This is a genomic window from Hansschlegelia quercus, assembly GCF_004310425.1.
In the GTDB taxonomy this organism is placed as follows: Bacteria; Pseudomonadota; Alphaproteobacteria; order Rhizobiales; family Methylopilaceae; genus Methylopila; species Methylopila quercus.
The window spans coordinates 361189-376619 of sequence record NZ_SIUB01000003.1; the positions used below are offsets into that span (position 1 = coordinate 361189).

17 protein-coding genes are annotated in these 15431 nt (G+C 68.3%); 7 read left to right on the forward strand and 10 right to left on the reverse strand.

The window, feature by feature from the left end:
• Positions 1-38 precede the first annotated feature (38 nt).
• Positions 39-1292 carry a glycosyltransferase family 4 protein gene (locus EYR15_RS08750; RefSeq protein ID WP_131003079.1) on the forward strand — a complete coding sequence of 418 codons (1254 nt, stop codon included), beginning with the start codon at positions 39-41 and terminating at the stop codon, positions 1290-1292.
• An 11-nt stretch (positions 1293-1303) separates the two neighbouring features.
• On the opposite strand, the gene EYR15_RS08755 is transcribed toward EYR15_RS08750, so the two are convergent.
• Genes EYR15_RS08755 through EYR15_RS08780 form a run of 6 tightly spaced genes read right to left on the reverse strand, consistent with a single transcriptional unit; the run spans position 1304 to position 5965 of the window.
• On the reverse strand, positions 1304-2803 hold the full coding sequence (locus tag EYR15_RS08755; RefSeq protein WP_131003081.1) for a KpsE/RkpR family capsule polysaccharide export protein: 1500 nt from the start codon (positions 2801-2803) through the stop codon (positions 1304-1306).
• The gene (locus EYR15_RS08760; protein ID WP_131003083.1) at positions 2800-3474 is read right to left on the reverse strand and encodes a P-loop NTPase family protein; all 675 of its coding nucleotides are present in this window, start codon (positions 3472-3474) and stop codon (positions 2800-2802) included. Before EYR15_RS08760 ends, EYR15_RS08755 begins: the two co-directional genes overlap by 4 nt.
• A gap of 10 nt (positions 3475-3484) precedes the next feature.
• A complete protein-coding gene (locus EYR15_RS08765; RefSeq protein ID WP_131003084.1) occupies positions 3485-4270 on the reverse strand; it encodes an ABC transporter permease in 786 nt (261 codons plus the stop codon).
• Between the two features lie 15 nt (positions 4271-4285).
• Positions 4286-4672 carry a response regulator gene (locus EYR15_RS08770; protein WP_131003086.1) on the reverse strand — a complete coding sequence of 129 codons (387 nt, stop codon included), beginning with the start codon at positions 4670-4672 and terminating at the stop codon, positions 4286-4288.
• Positions 4673-4695: 23 nt separating this feature from the next.
• Complete coding sequence (gene hpt, locus EYR15_RS08775; RefSeq protein ID WP_131003088.1) at positions 4696-5232, reverse strand: hypoxanthine phosphoribosyltransferase; 537 nt, start codon at positions 5230-5232, stop codon at positions 4696-4698.
• A 19-nt stretch (positions 5233-5251) separates the two neighbouring features.
• Positions 5252-5965, reverse strand: coding sequence for a zinc-ribbon domain-containing protein (locus tag EYR15_RS08780; RefSeq protein ID WP_131003090.1), 714 nt, complete (start codon positions 5963-5965; stop codon positions 5252-5254).
• A 133-nt stretch (positions 5966-6098) separates the two neighbouring features.
• On the opposite strand from EYR15_RS08780, the gene ftsE reads away from it, so the two are divergent.
• From ftsE to EYR15_RS08805, 5 genes are all read left to right on the forward strand, one after another.
• Positions 6099-6758: a cell division ATP-binding protein FtsE gene (gene ftsE, locus EYR15_RS08785; protein WP_131003092.1), complete on the forward strand. Its 660-nt coding sequence runs from the start codon at positions 6099-6101 to the stop codon at positions 6756-6758.
• A complete protein-coding gene (locus tag EYR15_RS08790) occupies positions 6755-7774 on the forward strand; it encodes a cell division protein FtsX (protein ID WP_245498212.1) in 1020 nt (339 codons plus the stop codon). Before ftsE ends, EYR15_RS08790 begins: the two co-directional genes overlap by 4 nt.
• A 75-nt stretch (positions 7775-7849) precedes the next feature.
• Positions 7850-8554: a YdcF family protein gene (locus tag EYR15_RS08795; protein WP_131003094.1), complete on the forward strand. Its 705-nt coding sequence runs from the start codon at positions 7850-7852 to the stop codon at positions 8552-8554.
• Between the two features lie 14 nt (positions 8555-8568).
• A complete protein-coding gene (locus EYR15_RS08800; RefSeq protein ID WP_245498213.1) occupies positions 8569-9369 on the forward strand; it encodes a lysophospholipid acyltransferase family protein in 801 nt (266 codons plus the stop codon).
• A 59-nt stretch (positions 9370-9428) separates the two neighbouring features.
• The gene (locus EYR15_RS08805; RefSeq protein ID WP_131003096.1) at positions 9429-9926 is read left to right on the forward strand and encodes a hypothetical protein; all 498 of its coding nucleotides are present in this window, start codon (positions 9429-9431) and stop codon (positions 9924-9926) included.
• Here EYR15_RS08805 and EYR15_RS08810 read toward each other — a convergent pair.
• Positions 9827-10369, reverse strand: coding sequence for a gamma-glutamylcyclotransferase (locus tag EYR15_RS08810; RefSeq protein WP_131003098.1), 543 nt, complete (start codon positions 10367-10369; stop codon positions 9827-9829). The two genes, EYR15_RS08805 and EYR15_RS08810, sit on opposite strands and share 100 nt — an antisense overlap.
• 121 nt (positions 10370-10490) lie before the next feature.
• Here EYR15_RS08810 and EYR15_RS08815 point away from each other — a divergent pair, with 121 nt between their 5' ends.
• Positions 10491-11534, forward strand: a complete 1044-nt coding sequence (locus tag EYR15_RS08815) for a DUF2125 domain-containing protein (protein WP_165455463.1) — start codon at positions 10491-10493, stop codon at positions 11532-11534.
• Here EYR15_RS08815 and EYR15_RS08820 read toward each other — a convergent pair.
• The 3 genes from EYR15_RS08820 to EYR15_RS08830 are packed head-to-tail and all read right to left on the reverse strand — an operon-like array spanning position 11510 to position 15290.
• Entirely contained in the window at positions 11510-13186 is a 1677-nt protein-coding gene (locus tag EYR15_RS08820) for a thiamine pyrophosphate-binding protein (RefSeq protein WP_131003102.1), read from the reverse strand. The two genes, EYR15_RS08815 and EYR15_RS08820, sit on opposite strands and share 25 nt — an antisense overlap.
• Positions 13183-13971, reverse strand: coding sequence for an SDR family NAD(P)-dependent oxidoreductase (locus EYR15_RS08825; protein WP_131003104.1), 789 nt, complete (start codon positions 13969-13971; stop codon positions 13183-13185). The genes EYR15_RS08820 and EYR15_RS08825 overlap by 4 nt, the downstream gene beginning before the upstream one ends.
• Positions 13968-15290: a capsule polysaccharide biogenesis protein gene (locus EYR15_RS08830; protein ID WP_131003106.1), complete on the reverse strand. Its 1323-nt coding sequence runs from the start codon at positions 15288-15290 to the stop codon at positions 13968-13970. Before EYR15_RS08830 ends, EYR15_RS08825 begins: the two co-directional genes overlap by 4 nt.
• Positions 15291-15431: the final 141 nt, after the last annotated feature.

Below are 15431 nucleotides of genomic sequence, written 5' to 3' on the forward strand. Positions count from 1 at the left end.
TTCGGGCATCGCCCGCAGCCGGAGCCTCCGCCGAGACGATGGCCCGCACCATCCTCGACCTCACCCGCCTGCTGACCCGGTCGAGCCATTCCGTGGCGACCGGTGTCGACCGCGTCGAACTCGCCTACGCAAAGCGGATCCTCGGCAAAAGCGACGCCGAGGCCGGCTTCGCTGCGATCGTCGGCCAACGCGTCGCGCCGCTCCGCCGCGCGCCCGTTGAAGCCTTTCTCCAGGCGCTCGACGCCAAATGGCGCGAGGGCGCCGGCGACGGACACGCCGCCCGCCGGCTGGCCGAGCGTCTAGGCGCGCTGCTGCCGGAGAGCCCCACCCCGGCGGCGCCGAACAAAGCGCGCGATCTCGCCTGGCGCCTGAGGGTCGCGGCGATCGCGCGTGCGGGCCGACCGGCGGTCGCTCCCGGCAACGTCTACGTCCACGTCTCGCACATCCGGCTCGACCGTCCGGAACCGTTCGAGCGCCTGCGCGGCTCGGGGGCGCGGCTGACGGTCCTGGTCCACGACCTGATCCCGATCCGCTTTCCCGAATACGGCCGGCCGGGCGAGGACGAGCGTCATGCGCGACGCATGACAACCGCGCTCGGCTGCGCGACGACGCTGATCGCCAACTCGCAAGCGACCGCCCGCGACCTCGCCGCATTCGGGAGGGAGCGGGGTCTCCAGTCGCCGCCCGTTGTCGTCGCGCCGCTCGGCGTGGAGTCCGCCTTTGCGGCCGGGGTCGCGCCGCTCGGCGCGCCAAAACCCTATTTCGTGTCGCTCGGGACCATCGAGCCGCGCAAGAACCACCTTACCCTGCTCCATGTCTGGCGGCGGTTGGCGGAGCGGATGGGGAGCGAGACCCCGACGCTCGTCCTGGTCGGCCGCCGCGGATGGGAGAACGAGATGGTGCTCGATCTGCTCGAGCGGTGTCCCGCGGTCCTCGCCCATGTCGTCGAGGCCAACGATTTGCCGGATCAGGCGCTGACCGCCCTCGTCAGGGGAGCGCGCGCGCTGCTGTTTCCGAGCTTTTCGGAAGGCTTTGGCCTGCCGCTCGCGGAGGCGTTGGCGCTCGGCGCGCCGGCGCTGGCGTCCGACCTCGATGTTTTCCAGGAGATCGCAGGCGACGCCGCGGAACGCTTTGATCCGCTCGACGCCGGCGCTTGGGAGGACGCGATTCTCGATTATTCCGGCCGGAACCCCGCGCGGCGCGACGCGGCGCTGTCGCGGGCAGAATGCTTCGCGCCGCCGTCATGGGCGGCGCATTTCGCCGCCGTCGCCGAAGCCACGGGCGGCCTCTAAGGCCGGGAGCGTCAGGCGCTGTGGTCGCGGATGCCGTAGAAGATCAGCGCGCCGACGGCCCAGGCGATCGCCGAGCAGACGAACACCAGCAGAATCATCTTCAGCCGGGCGGGGTAGAGCGAATCCTCAGGAAGATACGGCTCGACGAAGGTCGTTAGATAGCGCGACTGCCGTTCGGCGTTGACGCGCGCCCCCTCCACCGTCTGACTCGCAGATTCATACGCCTTCTCGGCAAAGCTGCGCTCAGTCTCGAGGTTCTCGAACTCGGCCATCGAGGCGGAGAGCAGCGGTCCTCCGTTCGCATTGGGCGTCTGCGAGCCGATCTTCGCGCGCTCGGCTGCGATGCGCGACCTCAGGGAGTCGATGTTGGTCTGCTTCACTCGGACGGAGGGCGAGTCCTTGGACAGGAAACCCGCGCTCGCGCCAAGCTCCGCCTCTCGCTTGGCAAGTTCGCCCTCGAGATCAGACACGATCTTGAACTGCGCGGCGACGACGCTCTGCGCGTCCGGAGCGCCGCGGCGGTCGCGATATTCCTGAATCGCCTTGCGGGCGAATTTCAGCCTGAGTTCGGCGCGCGACTGCTCCTGCTTGGCGAGGCGGACCGAATCCTCCCGCGCCCGGTCGGAGAGCCGGTTCACCAGCCGCTCGCTCTCTCGCACGGTCTCACGCGCGACCTTCAGGGACTCTTCGGGGGAGAAGGAGCGGACTGTGAAGGTGATGATCCCCGTCACCGGCTCGAAATAGACCCACGACACAGTGTTCCAGTAGCTCGTGAGGTGCTCGATCGTGTCTTCGGCGCCGTAGGGTCGGTACTTCGCGACAAAGTCGCCCTTGTCGTTCGTGTAGATCGAGCGCAGGTCGAGCGAGCGCTGCATGTTGCCGACGAGCTGCCCGCTCTGGATGAACTGGGCGACGATGAAACTGTCCGAGATCATCGCGAGCGGGCTCGCGGCCATGCCGGCGAGCGCGCCAATTCCGTCTCCGCCCCGGCTCGGAATGTCTGCGGGGCCTCGGACGGCGAAGCGCGCCTCGGCGATAAATTGCGGAGCGGCGATGACGCCGTAATAGAGCGTCGCGAGCCCGGTCGGCAGCGCGATCGCGAGTATCGCAGAGATGCGGACGACGTTGCGCTTGCGCTTGGCGCCGGCTCGGCGCGCGGCGGACGGAACGACGAAGTCGGCCGGGGGCTGCGGAAGAACCTTCCGGCGCGGCAGGACGCGCTGCGGGAGGGGTACGACAGTGTTCGACGGAGCAGGCGATGGCTCGACGCCTGCGGGCGCTGTCTTCGCCCTGTTCTCGGCCGCGGCGCGCCTTGCGGCGACCCGCTCAGCCTTGCTTGGACGAGACGACACCAGCGTCGGATAGGTGGGGGCGCTCTCCGCCCGTTCGGGCGCGGCCGGAGCCTCGGCCTTAAGCTTAGGCCTCGCGGAGGCCAGAGAACTGAGGATCGATCGGGCTCGAGCCCCGAGCTGGACGTCGACGCGGCCGCGCGAAGCGTGATGGTCGCTCATGTCGGCTTTCTGGTCCCCGCTTCGACTACTGCAGAATAGGCTTCAACTGCCCCATCAAGGGTATCATAGAACGCGAGCTGCCCCTGGTCGAGCACCAGGCCGCAATCGCAATAGCCCGCCACGGTTGTGGGGTCGGTGGTCGCCCAGACTACGCCTGCGCGGCTGATCCGGTCAGCGAGGGCGCCGTCGATCGCAGCCATCCTGTCCAGCGGCGCGCGTGGAAGCGCCTGATTGATGAAGTACCAATCGAATTGGATGGCGAGCGTCAGGCCAAGAGCGAGCATGCGTCGGTCGGTGAGGGGATAGCGCCGGATATTGACGCCGCGTCTCAGCTTCACGCCGCTGAGGTCGACGGCGATTGTCGCGATGTCCGCCGCATCGAGCCCGTAGACCCGTCCCAAGAAAGCCGCGTTCTCGCGCAGCGTTGATTTTCCGTCAAGGAACGCGGCGGAGCCCAGTGGCCAGCAGGGAAGTCCGACGCGGCGAATAGATCCTTTGTCGGCGGGCTCCGCGCCGGACAGCGTTTGGATGATGAGGTCATTGGCGGCCGCGTCCGGCCCGAACAGCGCTACACGCCGCCTAGCCGGCACGATGGCGCTCGCCTCCTTCAGTGGCCAGCGCTGCTTGCCGCGCACCACATGACCCTTCCACACGTCCTTGAGGAGCAGCATTCGCGCGGAACTACTTCTTCCTGGCCGCCTTGTGGTCGCGGAGCGCGCGTTCGCCGGCGAGACCAATGGCTATGAAGACGATGGTCACGGTGAGCAGGTAACCGCGATCGAGAGAGGCGCAGACATAGCCCGGATAGAAGCCCTCTCGGAACCATTCAACGCAATGCAGGATCGGATTCCAGAGAAAGACCTCCCGGATCACCGGCGGCACCCGATCGATGATCATGTGAAAGCCCGAACTCAGGAACAGAGCCATCATCAGGATGCCCTGAAAATGCAGAAGTCCTGGCGCAAGGCTCGTCAGCAGAGACCAGAGCAACGCGAAGCCAAGCGTATAGAACGCCATTGCGACGAAGGCGGCGAGGCAGGTCAACGGATCCGCGGGGACGACGTCGAAGCCGAACACGCCGAGGATGAAGAGCACGATGCTCATCGCGACGAGGCCGGTCACGATCTCGAGGATCCAGACCGCGTAGGCCGCGTCCAGCCGGTGCAGGGCGGTCAGCCCCTCGCGCTTCCGCCTCCGGAGCGTTCCGGCGATGCTCGGCGAGGTCTTGCGCCACGTCCGCGCGATGATGACGCCAGTGGCGAAGAAGACCTCGTAGCTCGTGCCGACCGGCGGATGGTGGCTTGCGGCGCCGCGCAGCGAGAATTTTAGGATAAAAACCCAGCAGATCGGCTCGACGATCGCCCAAATATAACCGGCGCGCGAACCCGCATAACGCGTCCGCACCCGGCGCAGCATCAGCGCGAAGACCGATCGGGCTTGCAGCGAGAGCGAGGCTGAGAGGTTCAAGGGAGTGGCCTTGGCTCAGGCTCTCAGGCGGTTTTCACCGGCCCGGAGCGCGTCTGCGACGGCGGCGCGGATCTGATCGAGGGAAAACGGCTTGGTGACGACGTCGTGGATCAGAGCGTCGAGCCCGGCCGCCCGCTCGCGCTGGTCGGCGTAGCCCGTCATCAGCAGGATCGTGACGTCCGGATAGTCGCGGGCGGCGGAGAGCGCGAGCGCGATGCCGTCCATCATCGGCATGCGGATGTCGGTGAGCAGCAGGTCGAACGCGCCGTCGGCTTCGTTCAGCTTGTCGAGCGCGTCAGCTCCGTCGAAGGCGGGCGTCACATCATGCCCGTCCATCTCGAGCGCGCGACGCACGAAGCCGCGCACCGCCTCCTCGTCGTCCGTCAGCAGGATTCTCGCCATTGGGAGAAGCTCCTTCCGTTCGCTCAGGCCCCGTCTTCGGAGACGATCCCCACGAAGGGCAACTGGCGATAGGCATGGGCGGCGTCCATGCCGTAGCCAACAACGAAATGGTCCGGACATTCGAATCCGACCAGATCGGCGTCGATCGAAACGGCGCGTTTGCCGCCTTTGTTCAGCAGCACGCAGGTGAGCACGCGCCGCGCGCCGCGCTCCAGCATCAGATCGCGCGCAAAAGCCAGCGTACGGCCGGACTCGAGGATGTCGTCGACCAGCACCAGGTCACGGCCGGCGACCTCGCTCTCGATGTCGTGTACGACCCGGACCTGCCCGCTCGACTTCTGCCCTTCGCCATAGCTTGAGAGCGTGATGAACTCGACCTCCGGCTCAAGCCCCGCGGAGTGGAGCGAGCGGATCAGGTCGGCTGCGAATACGAAGCTGCCCTTCAGCACCGCGACCACCAGCAGGCGCTCGGGAGCGGCCTGAGCGATGACGTCGGCGAGTTCGGCGTTGCGCGCGGCAATCGCCTCCGCGCTGTGCAGCACGGTCATACGGCGGGTCATTCGTTCTCCTTTAGCGCGCTCAAAAGCCCGGGCGCGTCATGATATCCCGTCGGTTCAGAAACCGGACCGCAACTCTCTGGCCTTCCGCGGGCGGAGAGGCCAGGCGCGCACGGAACTGTGCGATCTCGCCGGGACCCAGTTCGCCGCGGGCCGCAACCGTCGTCCAAGCGTACAGCTCCCGGTCATCGTCCGCCATCACGGCGAGCCTGAGGCGAGGGACGGCGACCGCGTTCTTCGTGACGTTCGCGATCGCGCCCGTCACCAGCAGGAGCGGCGAACCCTCTTCGAGTTGCTCGGCCGACCGGACCTCACGCAGGTCGAGACCGCGGATGTTCACATCGAGCCCAAGCGCGCCGTAAAGCGAAGAGAGCGAAGGCGCAAGCTTTACCACCTCGACGCGCTGGATGAGGAGCAAGGCGAGGGCCGCGAGACCCAGCAACACGAGGGCGAACTTAGGCTTGATCGGCGGCCAGCGCCGGGCGCCCGATTGTTTTCGCGCGCGCGACGTCTTCCGGCGGGTCTCTGTGGAAGCCTGATCGTCGACGGTCTGCGCGGCCGGTTCTTCATCGAAGGCCTCGACCGGCGCGGCGTCGTCGAGAGCCATGATCGGCTCGGGCGGCGGCCCTGCGAACCATTGCGTCGTGCAGCGCGCGCAGCGCACCATCCGCCCCTCGCCGATCGCTTCGTCTGAGAAACGGTAGGAGGACTGGCAGGATGGGCAGGTGACGAGCATGGGGCGTCCGGTTCGCTCTGATCGACGCAACGGCCGCGGGTGCGTGGAACTCTCGCGCTTTTATCGTTAATGGCTCGTTAAAAGCTCGCCGCCACAAGTATAGGACGCGGGCCCGGGCGGCCAGGGATGCGCCATGCTTCGTTTCGAGAATGTCGGCCTGCGATACGGGCTAGGCGCGGAAGTGCTCCGCGACCTGAGCTTCGCGATCGAGCCGAACTCGTTCCAGTTCCTTACCGGTCCGTCCGGCGCCGGGAAGACGTCGCTGCTGCGGCTGATGTTCCTGGCGCTGAAACCTACGCGTGGGTTGGTGCGGGTGTTCGGGCGCGACATCCTCACGCTTCCGCCGCGCGAACTGCCGGGCCTAAGGCGCCGAATCGGCGTCGTGTTCCAGGATTTCCGGCTGCTAGACCACATGACGACCTACGAAAACGTCGCTCTGCCGCTTCGCGTCGCGGGTCGCGAGGAGTCGAGCTATAGGGCGGAGGTTGTAGAACTGCTTGGCTGGGTCGGGCTGGGGGAGCGACTGGACGCCTTTCCCTCCGTGCTATCCGGCGGCGAAAAGCAGCGCGCGGCGATAGCGCGGGCGCTTGTCGCGCAGCCGGAGATGCTGCTCGCGGACGAGCCGACCGGCAACGTCGATCCGCAGCTCGCGCGTCGCATCCTCAGGCTGTTCGTGGAGCTGCACAAATCCGGTACGTCGGTCGTCATCGCCACCCATGACATCGCCTTGATGGACCTGTACGACGCGCGTCGGCTGGTGCTCCACGAAGGCAGGCTGCACGTCTACGAATGAGCGGGCGAAACGGCGCCGCGCCGGCCGGAAGGCGCGAAGATGATGAGGCTCCTGCGAAGACGCAGTCGCCGCGGGGAGGTGATCTGCGCGCCCAGTCCCGCCCGGCGGCGGGTCCCGGCCGCAGGCTCGGTCCGATCGTCCCAGCCTCCTCGGTCTCCGGCACCACGCTCGTCATGGTGATCGCGATCATGACCTATCTCGCGGGGTTGACGGTCGGCGGCGTCGATCTCGTGCGCGCGACCGCCGACGATTGGGCGCGAGACATCGTGCGCGAGACGACGATTCAGATCCGCCCAGCCGAAGGCCGCGACATGGACGCTTCCGTCGCGCGCGTCTCCGAGATCGCCCGGGGGACCCGCGGGGTGTCGGAGGTCCGGCCCTATTCCAAAGCGGAGACGGCGCGGCTGCTTGAGCCGTGGCTCGGCTCAGGCCTCTCCTTCGACGACCTCCCCATCCCGCGGCTCGTAGTGCTCAAGCTGTCCGACGCGACGCAGTTCGACGCCGTCGCCATGCAGGCGAAACTCGAAAGGGAGGCCCCGGGCGCGACGCTCGACGACCACAGGCGCTTCCTCGACCGGCTGGTCGCAATGGCGCGCACCATCGTGTGGCTTGGGGTGGGGGTGCTCGCGCTGATGCTTGCGGCGACCGTGCTCTCCGTCGTCTTCGCGACGCGGGGCGCAATGGCGGGCAACCGCGACATCGTGCAGGTCCTGCATTTCGTCGGCGCGCGCGACGGCTACATCGCCGGACAGTTCCAGCGTCGCTTCCTGCGGCTGGGCCTGAAGGGCGGGTGCGCCGGGGGCGCGGCGGCGATCGCGACATTCCTGACTGCAGGCCTCATGGCCGATCAAGGAGTGGGTACGGCGGCGGTCGACCAGGTCGACGCTTTGTTCGGCCGCTTCGAGGTCGGCGCGTCGGCCTATGCGGGCGTGCTCTCTATCGTGCTGATCATCGCGGCGCTCACCTCGATCACGTCGAGGGTGACCGTCTACCGGACCTTGAGGGCGATGGGATGAGCGCGCGCCCGATGCTTGCTCTGCATGCGGCGCCGCTGCGAACGCGGCGTTCTTGGCGGAACCGGCGCGGCTGAGATGCGAGCTCCGGCGGACATCGGGCGTCGCGAAACGGCGTCCCAGCGGCGGGTGGGCGGCGGCTTCGGAGCGCTGCGGCCGATCCTGTTCGTATGCGTCGCCGTCGGACTGCTGCTCGGCCTTGGCTTCCTCAAATTTCTGTCGGTCGTGCCCGAAGGCGAGCAGGCCGCGCCTGCGAAGAGCGACGGCATCGTCGCGCTGACCGGCGGGGCGGAGCGCCTGTCCGACGCGTTGCGACTGCTCGCTTCCGGCCGAGGGCGGCGCCTGCTGATCTCCGGCGTCCATCCGGGGACGACCGAGGCGGAGCTCGCGCGAGCCCAGCCCGATTACGAGCCTTTCGCGCGCTGCTGCATCGACCTCGGGCGTCGGGCGCTGAACACGGCAGGAAACGCCGTGGAGACGCGGCGATGGGCGGAAAGCCACGGCTTCCACTCGCTCATCGTCGTGACTTCGGGCTATCACATGCCCCGTACATTGATGGAGCTGTCCCGCGAGATGCCTGACGTCGCGCTCGTCCCCTACGCCGTCGTGACCGATCGCCTGCGCGGCGAGCCTTGGTGGCGCGACTGGCCGACGGCGCGGCTGATCGTCGGCGAGTACGTGAAGTATGTCGCGGCGCTGGTGAGGATCCGGCTCGCGCCGAGACTGGCGAGGGCGGAAGCCGTCGTGCAGGGACGGGCGGACGCGCCCGACTCCCGCTCCTGACAAGTCCGGCATCCTTGCAGAGCGCCGACCGGCCATCCGACGAGGACACGCGCGCCCGCCCTGTCGCTCGCTGGCGCCCTTATGTCTTCAACGCCGCGATGGGCGCGCTTGTCGCGGTGACCGCGCTTGTCGCGGGACCTGCGCTGATCGTGCTGCCCCAGGAGCGGACGCGGGCGGTCGCGCGCTGGTGGGCGCGCACCAACCTGAAGCTGCTGAGGGCGATCGTCGGCATCAGCCTCGAGATCCGCGGACGCGAGCATATCCCGCAGGGCGGCGCGCTGATCGCGGTCAAGCATCAGTCGGCGCTCGAGACCTTCGCCCTGATGCCGGAGCTTCCGGACCCGGCGTTCGTGCTCAAGCGCGAACTGCTCGAACTTCCTCTGTTCGGCTGGTTCCTGCAGCGGATCGGCGTGATCGCCGTCAATCGGGCGGCCGGCTCCAAAGCGCTTGGCGACCTCCTTCTCCAATCGCAGAAGGCGACCGTTCTGGGGCGGCAGGTGGTGATCTATCCCGAGGGCACGCGGCGGCCCATCGGCGCCCCGCCGGACTACAAGTCCGGGGTCGCGCTGCTCTACAAGCGTCTCGATGTCGCCTGCGTGCCGGTCGCGATCAACACCGGCGTGTTCTGGCCGAAGAAGGCGCCAGTCTGGCGGCGCGGTCGGGCCGTCATCGAATTTCTCGAACCAATCCCGCCGGGGCTTGACCGGCACGATTTCGAGCGCTTGCTCCAGTCTCGGATCGAACAGGCGAGCGCGGCGCTTGCGGCGGAAGCGCAGGGAGACCAAGAGGTTCTTGTCTTCTCGTCGATCGATTAGCTTGACAAGGGAGTATGCAGAAACCCCTATTGTGCTGAGAATGCGCGAGGTGATTCGCTATGGCGAAGCTCGACATCGCCGAAATCGGCGAACTGCTGGACAGCATCTCTTCGGGGGCGGCTCCGGCGTCGGCAAAAGATGATGGGCTAGCGATGGTCGCCCGCGAGAGCGGGATCGGCAACCGCTACCGCGTGTGGCGCGGGCGATCCCACAGGCGCTACGTCGTAACCGTGATGCCGCTGGACGAGGCGATGCGCGTTGAGAACGCCATCGTCATGCTGGTCGCTTACGCCGCGGACGGCGGCCGCGAAATTCTGTGGGCTGGCGAGAGCGGATCGTCATTGCCGGGCTTGGTCATCGCTGCCGGCGCGCGCATCGAAGCCCACGTCCACCTGCTTGCGACCGACGCCGACACGCGCGCCACGGTGCTGGCCGATCTCATCAACGGCGCGCAAGGCTATTCGTCGGTGCTGACCGTCAGGGCTGCGGCCAGCCATGCGAGGGTCGGGTCCACCACGCCGAGCCGTTCGAGTTCGCGCGCGGTGTTGACCACGTAATCCGGGTTCGGGCCGGCGAGACCGACCCGGCCGACGATCCGCGACAGCGTCTCTTCCGGCGACAGAAGACCGACATACTGTCTGTGCGCGCGATCGACCACGTAAGCGACCGCCGGAACCACGCGCCCATCGGGCAGGGTCGTCGGCAGCATCTTCTCCAGATAGACGTTGGTGGCGAGTTCTCGCTCCCGAAGGTAGTCGAGCGTCGCCGGCACGCGCGGGGCCGCTACGCGATACGCCACGCCTTTGCAGGAGCCGCCCTCGTCGAGCCCCAAGACCAGGCCCGGATTCGCCGGGGTGCCACGATGGAGGTGGGATTCGATGCAGAGCGCGCGGTGATAGCCGTCCACCTCGGCGGGCGTCATTTCGGCGGCCTCGAAGCCGGGGCGCCACATCAGCGAACCGTAGGCGAACACCCAGAGGTCGACGTCGGTCGGGATCATAGTCTGTCCGAAACGACTGGCTTGACGACGCGTCACGCTCATGCGTCGGGTAGCAGCCTCGCCGAACCCCCGCAAGGGCGGGCGCCGCGGCGCAACAAATAAGCCGTGAGGCATGATGAGCATGGCCCCCGAAATCGCGTCGCGCAGCCGAAGCGGGCTGTGGGGATTGTTCGTTCCCCTCATTCTTGTGGCAGTGCTTGCGGCTGGCTGGTCAGGCTTCTGGTTCTATGCGGCCGGCCGCGCCGATGCGGCGATCGACGACTGGCTCGCCAAGGAGGCCGCGCGTGGACGGGCCTATGCCTGCGAGAAGCGCGCGCTGGGCGGCTTCCCCTTCCGCGCGGAACTGACCTGCGACGGCGTGAGCGCCGTGATCGCGACCACCGGCGGCGAAGTGCGCGCCTCCGCGCCGCGGTTCAAGGCGGTGGCGCAGGTCTACGACCCGAACCGCATGATCGCCGAGCTCGACGGGCCGGTGTCGCTCACCACGGCCGACGGGCGAACCCTCGCGCTTAGCTACCAGCTCGCACAGGCGAGCCTCGGCATCGCCGACCGTCGCTTCGATCGCGGCTCGTTGGTCGTCGACGCTCCGCGCCTGAGGGAGGGGCCGGACGAGGTCGGGGCCGCCAAGGCGTTCGAAGCCCATGTCCGCCGCGTGCCGGGCGGCGAGGCGGGCGCCTACGACGTCGCGCTCACGCTCGACGAAGCCGACGCGCCGCTGCTTGGCATGCTGCCCATCGGGCAAGGCCCCGTGTCGCTGCAACTCCAGGCCGAAGCGCGCGGCGTCGACGATTCGACGACGCTAAAATCGCCGGCGGACCGCCTCCGAGCCTTCGCGGAAGCGGCAGGGACGGTGCACGTGTCGCTGGCGAAGCTCGTTCGCGGCGATGTCGCGGCCGAGGCGCGCGGCGATCTCGCCCTCGACAAGCAGGGCCGCATCGAAGGCTCCGGCGATTTCGTCGCGCGCGGCGCCGACGACCTTGTGCGCGCTCTGCTTCCCGACGACGGCAAGAAGGGGCTGGCTGCTCTGCTCGGCGTTGGCGTCCAGATGCTGGGCTCGCCGGCGAAGCTCGATGGGGCCGACGCCATGAGCTATCGCATAAGGATCGAGAAGGGCCGCGTCGCGGTTGGGCCGATCAAGGTCTACAAGCTGCCTCCGGTCTTCTGAGCGGCCTCGCGGATCGACGATAGCGTCGCGGTCGGCGTGACAGCCTCGGGATCAAGCCGGACGTGGACGAGCGCCGGCCGTCCGCACGCCAGCGCTGTCGAGAAGGCTCCGGCGAACTGGCCGGCCTCCGTGACCGAAAAACCCTCCGCGCCATAGGCGCGCGCGAGACCGGCGAAATCCGGGCTCGTCACTGTGGCGCCGAACGATCGGCCGGGATATTCGCGCTCCTGATGCATGCGGATCGTGCCGAACTGGCCGTTGTCGATCACCACGACGACGATCGCGAGTTCGTGTTGAACGGCGGTCGCCATCTCCTGCCCGGTCATCAGGAAGCAGCCATCGCCAGCGAGCGCGACCACGATGCGCTCTGAATGCAGGCGCTTCGCGGCGATCGCGGCCGGCACGCCGTAGCCCATCGATCCCGAGTTCGGCGCAGCCTGCGTCCCGTAAGCGCGGAAGCGGTGGAACCGGTGAAGCCAGATCGCATAATTGCCGGCGCCGTTCGCGACGATCGCGTCCTGCGGCAGCGCCCTCAGCGCGTCGATCACTTCCGCCATCTGCACGTCGCCGGGGTGGGGCGGGACGGTCTCCGACCATTCGAGATAGGCGGCGTGAGCGGCCTCCGCCTCGCCTTCCCAGGGGATCGTCTGCGGCGGCTGGACGGCTTCGAGCGCAGCGGCGAAGGCCGCCGGCGAGGCGTTGATCGCGAGCGCCGGCTGATAGACGCGGCCGAGCTCCTCCGGGTCGGCATGGATATGGACTAGCGCCTGCCGCGGCGTTGGCACGGCGAGCGCCTCGTAGCCTTGGGCGGACGCCTCCGACAGGCGCCCCCCGATCAGCAGGACGAGGTCGGCCTCGTCGACGCGCGCGCGGAGCTTCGGGTTCGGGCCGATGCCGAAATCGCCGGCGTAGCAGGGGTGATCGGCCGAAAAGAGCGATTGTCTGCGGAAGGTGACCGCGGTCGGCAGCTGGAAGCGGCTCGCGAAGCGCTCGACGCGGGAGACCGCGGCCTGGCTCCAGCGCGAGCCGCCGATGAGCGCAATCGGACGCTTCGCCGCCCAGAGCATCTTCTGGAGCTGCGCCATGTCGGCGAGCCCCGGCCAAGTCTCGGCCGCGACGACAGGCGGAGCGTCCTCGACATCCGCCGTCTCCGTCAGCATGTCCTCGGGGAGCGCGATGACCACGGGGCCGGGCCGTCCCTGGCAGGCCGTGCGGATGGCGCGCGCGACGAATTCCGGGATGCGCGCGGGATCGTCGATCTCGACGACCCACTTCGCGACCGAGCCGAACACGGCGCGATAGTCGAGCTCCTGGAAGGCCTCGCGATGGCGCATGCCGCGGGCGACTTGCCCGACGAACAGGATCATTGGCGTCGAGTCCTGCGAGGCCACATGAAGCCCGCTCATCGCATTCGCCGCGCCTGGTCCGCGCGTGACGAAGCACAGGCCTGTCCGTCCGGTCAGCCGTCCCGCGGCGTCGGCCGCCATCGCGGCGCCGCCTTCCTGACGGCAGACGACGAAGTCGAAGGCGCGCGAACGCATGGCGTCGAGCACGGCGAGGTAGCTCTCGCCGGGCACGCCGAAGCCGAGCGTCAGCCCGTTCGCCAAGAGCGCGTCGACCAGGATCTCCGCGCCGGTCCGCGGTTCCGTCATTTGCGCGGATCGTCGGCGATCGTGACCGGCACGCGGCCGAGGATCAAGCGCAGCAGCCGTCGCGGGAGCAGGCGGCCGACGCGGATGGCGGCCACCATCTGCCAGGGGAAAGCGACCAGCGACGCGCTGCGCTCGACGCGCCGACGGATCAGCGCGGCGGCGGCGTCCGCCGACATCTCGAAGGGCTTTGGCCCGAGATAGCGCGCGCTCATGTCGCTGGTGACAAAGCCGGGGCAGACGACGGTGACGCTGACGCCGTCCGGCGCGAGGAAATCACCGAGCGCTTCGCCCCAGGTGAGGATTCCAGCCTTGGAGGCTGAATAGGCGGCCGTGTCGCCGATCGGCTGGAGGGCGGCGAGCGAGCTCATCAGCACGATGCGGCCCTCCTTACGGGCGCGCATCGGCTCGACGAGCGGGGTGACGGTCGCGACAGCGCCCTCGAGATTGACGCGAATTTGCCGTTGCGCGCTGGCGAAGGTCTCCATCCGCCGACCGGCTTCTAGGCCGCCGGAAACGCCGGCGTTCGCGATCAGCACATCGACAGGATGCGCGGCGTCGAAGGCGAGCAGCGCGCCCGCCAGCGCCGCTGAGTCCGAGACGTCGATCGACGCGGTCTCGGCCTCGGCGCCGCGCGAGCGGCACTCGCTCGCGACCGCCTCGAGCGCTGCAACGTCACGGCCGATCAGCAGCAGCGTCGCGCCCGGGCCGGCATAGACGCGGGCGAGCGCGGCGCCAATGCCGCGGCCGCCGCCGGTCACCACGATCGACTTCGGGGCGTTGCTCATTCGCCTGGGGCGACCACGCGCTCGCCGCCGTAATGCCGCTCCGGCCTCGACCAGCCGGTCGCGACGAGGCGGGCTGGCAATGGCGGCCGCACCTCCAGCCGCTTGATCGCGAGGGAGACGGCGATATCGATCGCCTGCTTCGAGTAGAACCCGCCGTTCAGCTGGGTCTGCGCTGTGACGACGCGGCGGAAATCCTGCGCGAAATCCGGATCGGGCGGCGTCGGCTCCCGCCAGAAACTCTCCAGCGTGCCCTGATGGGTGAGGCCGGGCATGTCGTAGATCGCCTGGCCCAACGCGATCGTCGGCCGGCCGCGGCTGACGGCGAGCGTCCCGATCGTGCTGTTGACCACCACGACTCCCGCCGCGCCGTCGAGCAGCGACGGGCCATGGCCGCCGTCGAGATAGAGCAGGCGTTCGCCGAGCCCGGTCTTGCGCGCGGTGATGCCCGTGAGGCGGCGGCGGTTGACCAGGCCGTTGTCGAGCGGGTGCAGCTTCACGACAAGCCGGTCGGTCGGACGCGCGTTCATGGCGAACGAGCGCGCGACGAAGTCCACAACCTCCGTCATCGCGCTGAAGGGGGAGTGCAGGCGGATCTGGTAGTCGCTGTCGAGCTGAAGCGGCAGGAGGAAATAGCGTCCCTCGCCGGTCGCGAGCTGCGCCTCGACCTCGGCCGCGCGACGCTTCTCCGCCTTCCCCTTTATGAAGCGGCCGAGCCAGCCGGCATATTCGATCAAAGGGTGCTGCGGCCTATGCCGGCGATAGAACGGGTAGAAATAGGGGAGCGCGACGTTCGCCACATTGTAGGTCACGTCCCAGAGCGTCCGGAGCCGCATGTCGCCGCGGATGTGCTCGTGCCCTAGGTCGGTCTCCGCCAGTTCGGCTGCGAGTTGGCGGATCGCCTGCGGATCTCGCGGCAAGCGGGAGAAGCCGTTGACGCCGCCGGTCTCAAGCGTGATCCAGTTCGGTCGGAAGTAGCCTTCCTCGAACACATGGACGTCGAGGCCGCGCAGCCGCGCAGTCTCGATTGCGGCGCGGTGATAGGGCCGGCCGTCGCCGAACAGCACGAGGTCGGTGACGCCGCGCTCCTCGATGAAGTTGGAGAGGAAGTCAGGCCAAGCGGACAACCGGCCGCGATAAGCGACGGCGCCGCCGAGCCGCCAGAACAGTTCGTCGCCGAGGTTGAGATTGATCCGCGTGACGTTGAAGCCGCGCTCCAGGAGCGCGCCGCCGAGGCGCCTGAAGAATGGCGAGGCAAGGCCCTGCAGAAACAGGAAGGTGCGCGCCGGCCGGGGGTGATCGGCATGTCCGCGGTCTGTCATCGGTCGCCTGCGGGGATGTCTCGAATAGGCGGTCCCCGTCTCCACCCTGACCGACGTTCTGGAAGAATCACCGCCGCATTCAAGCCTATGCGGCGAGGACCGCCGCGATCGGCGCGGCTTTGACGTTGCAAGCGGCATGAC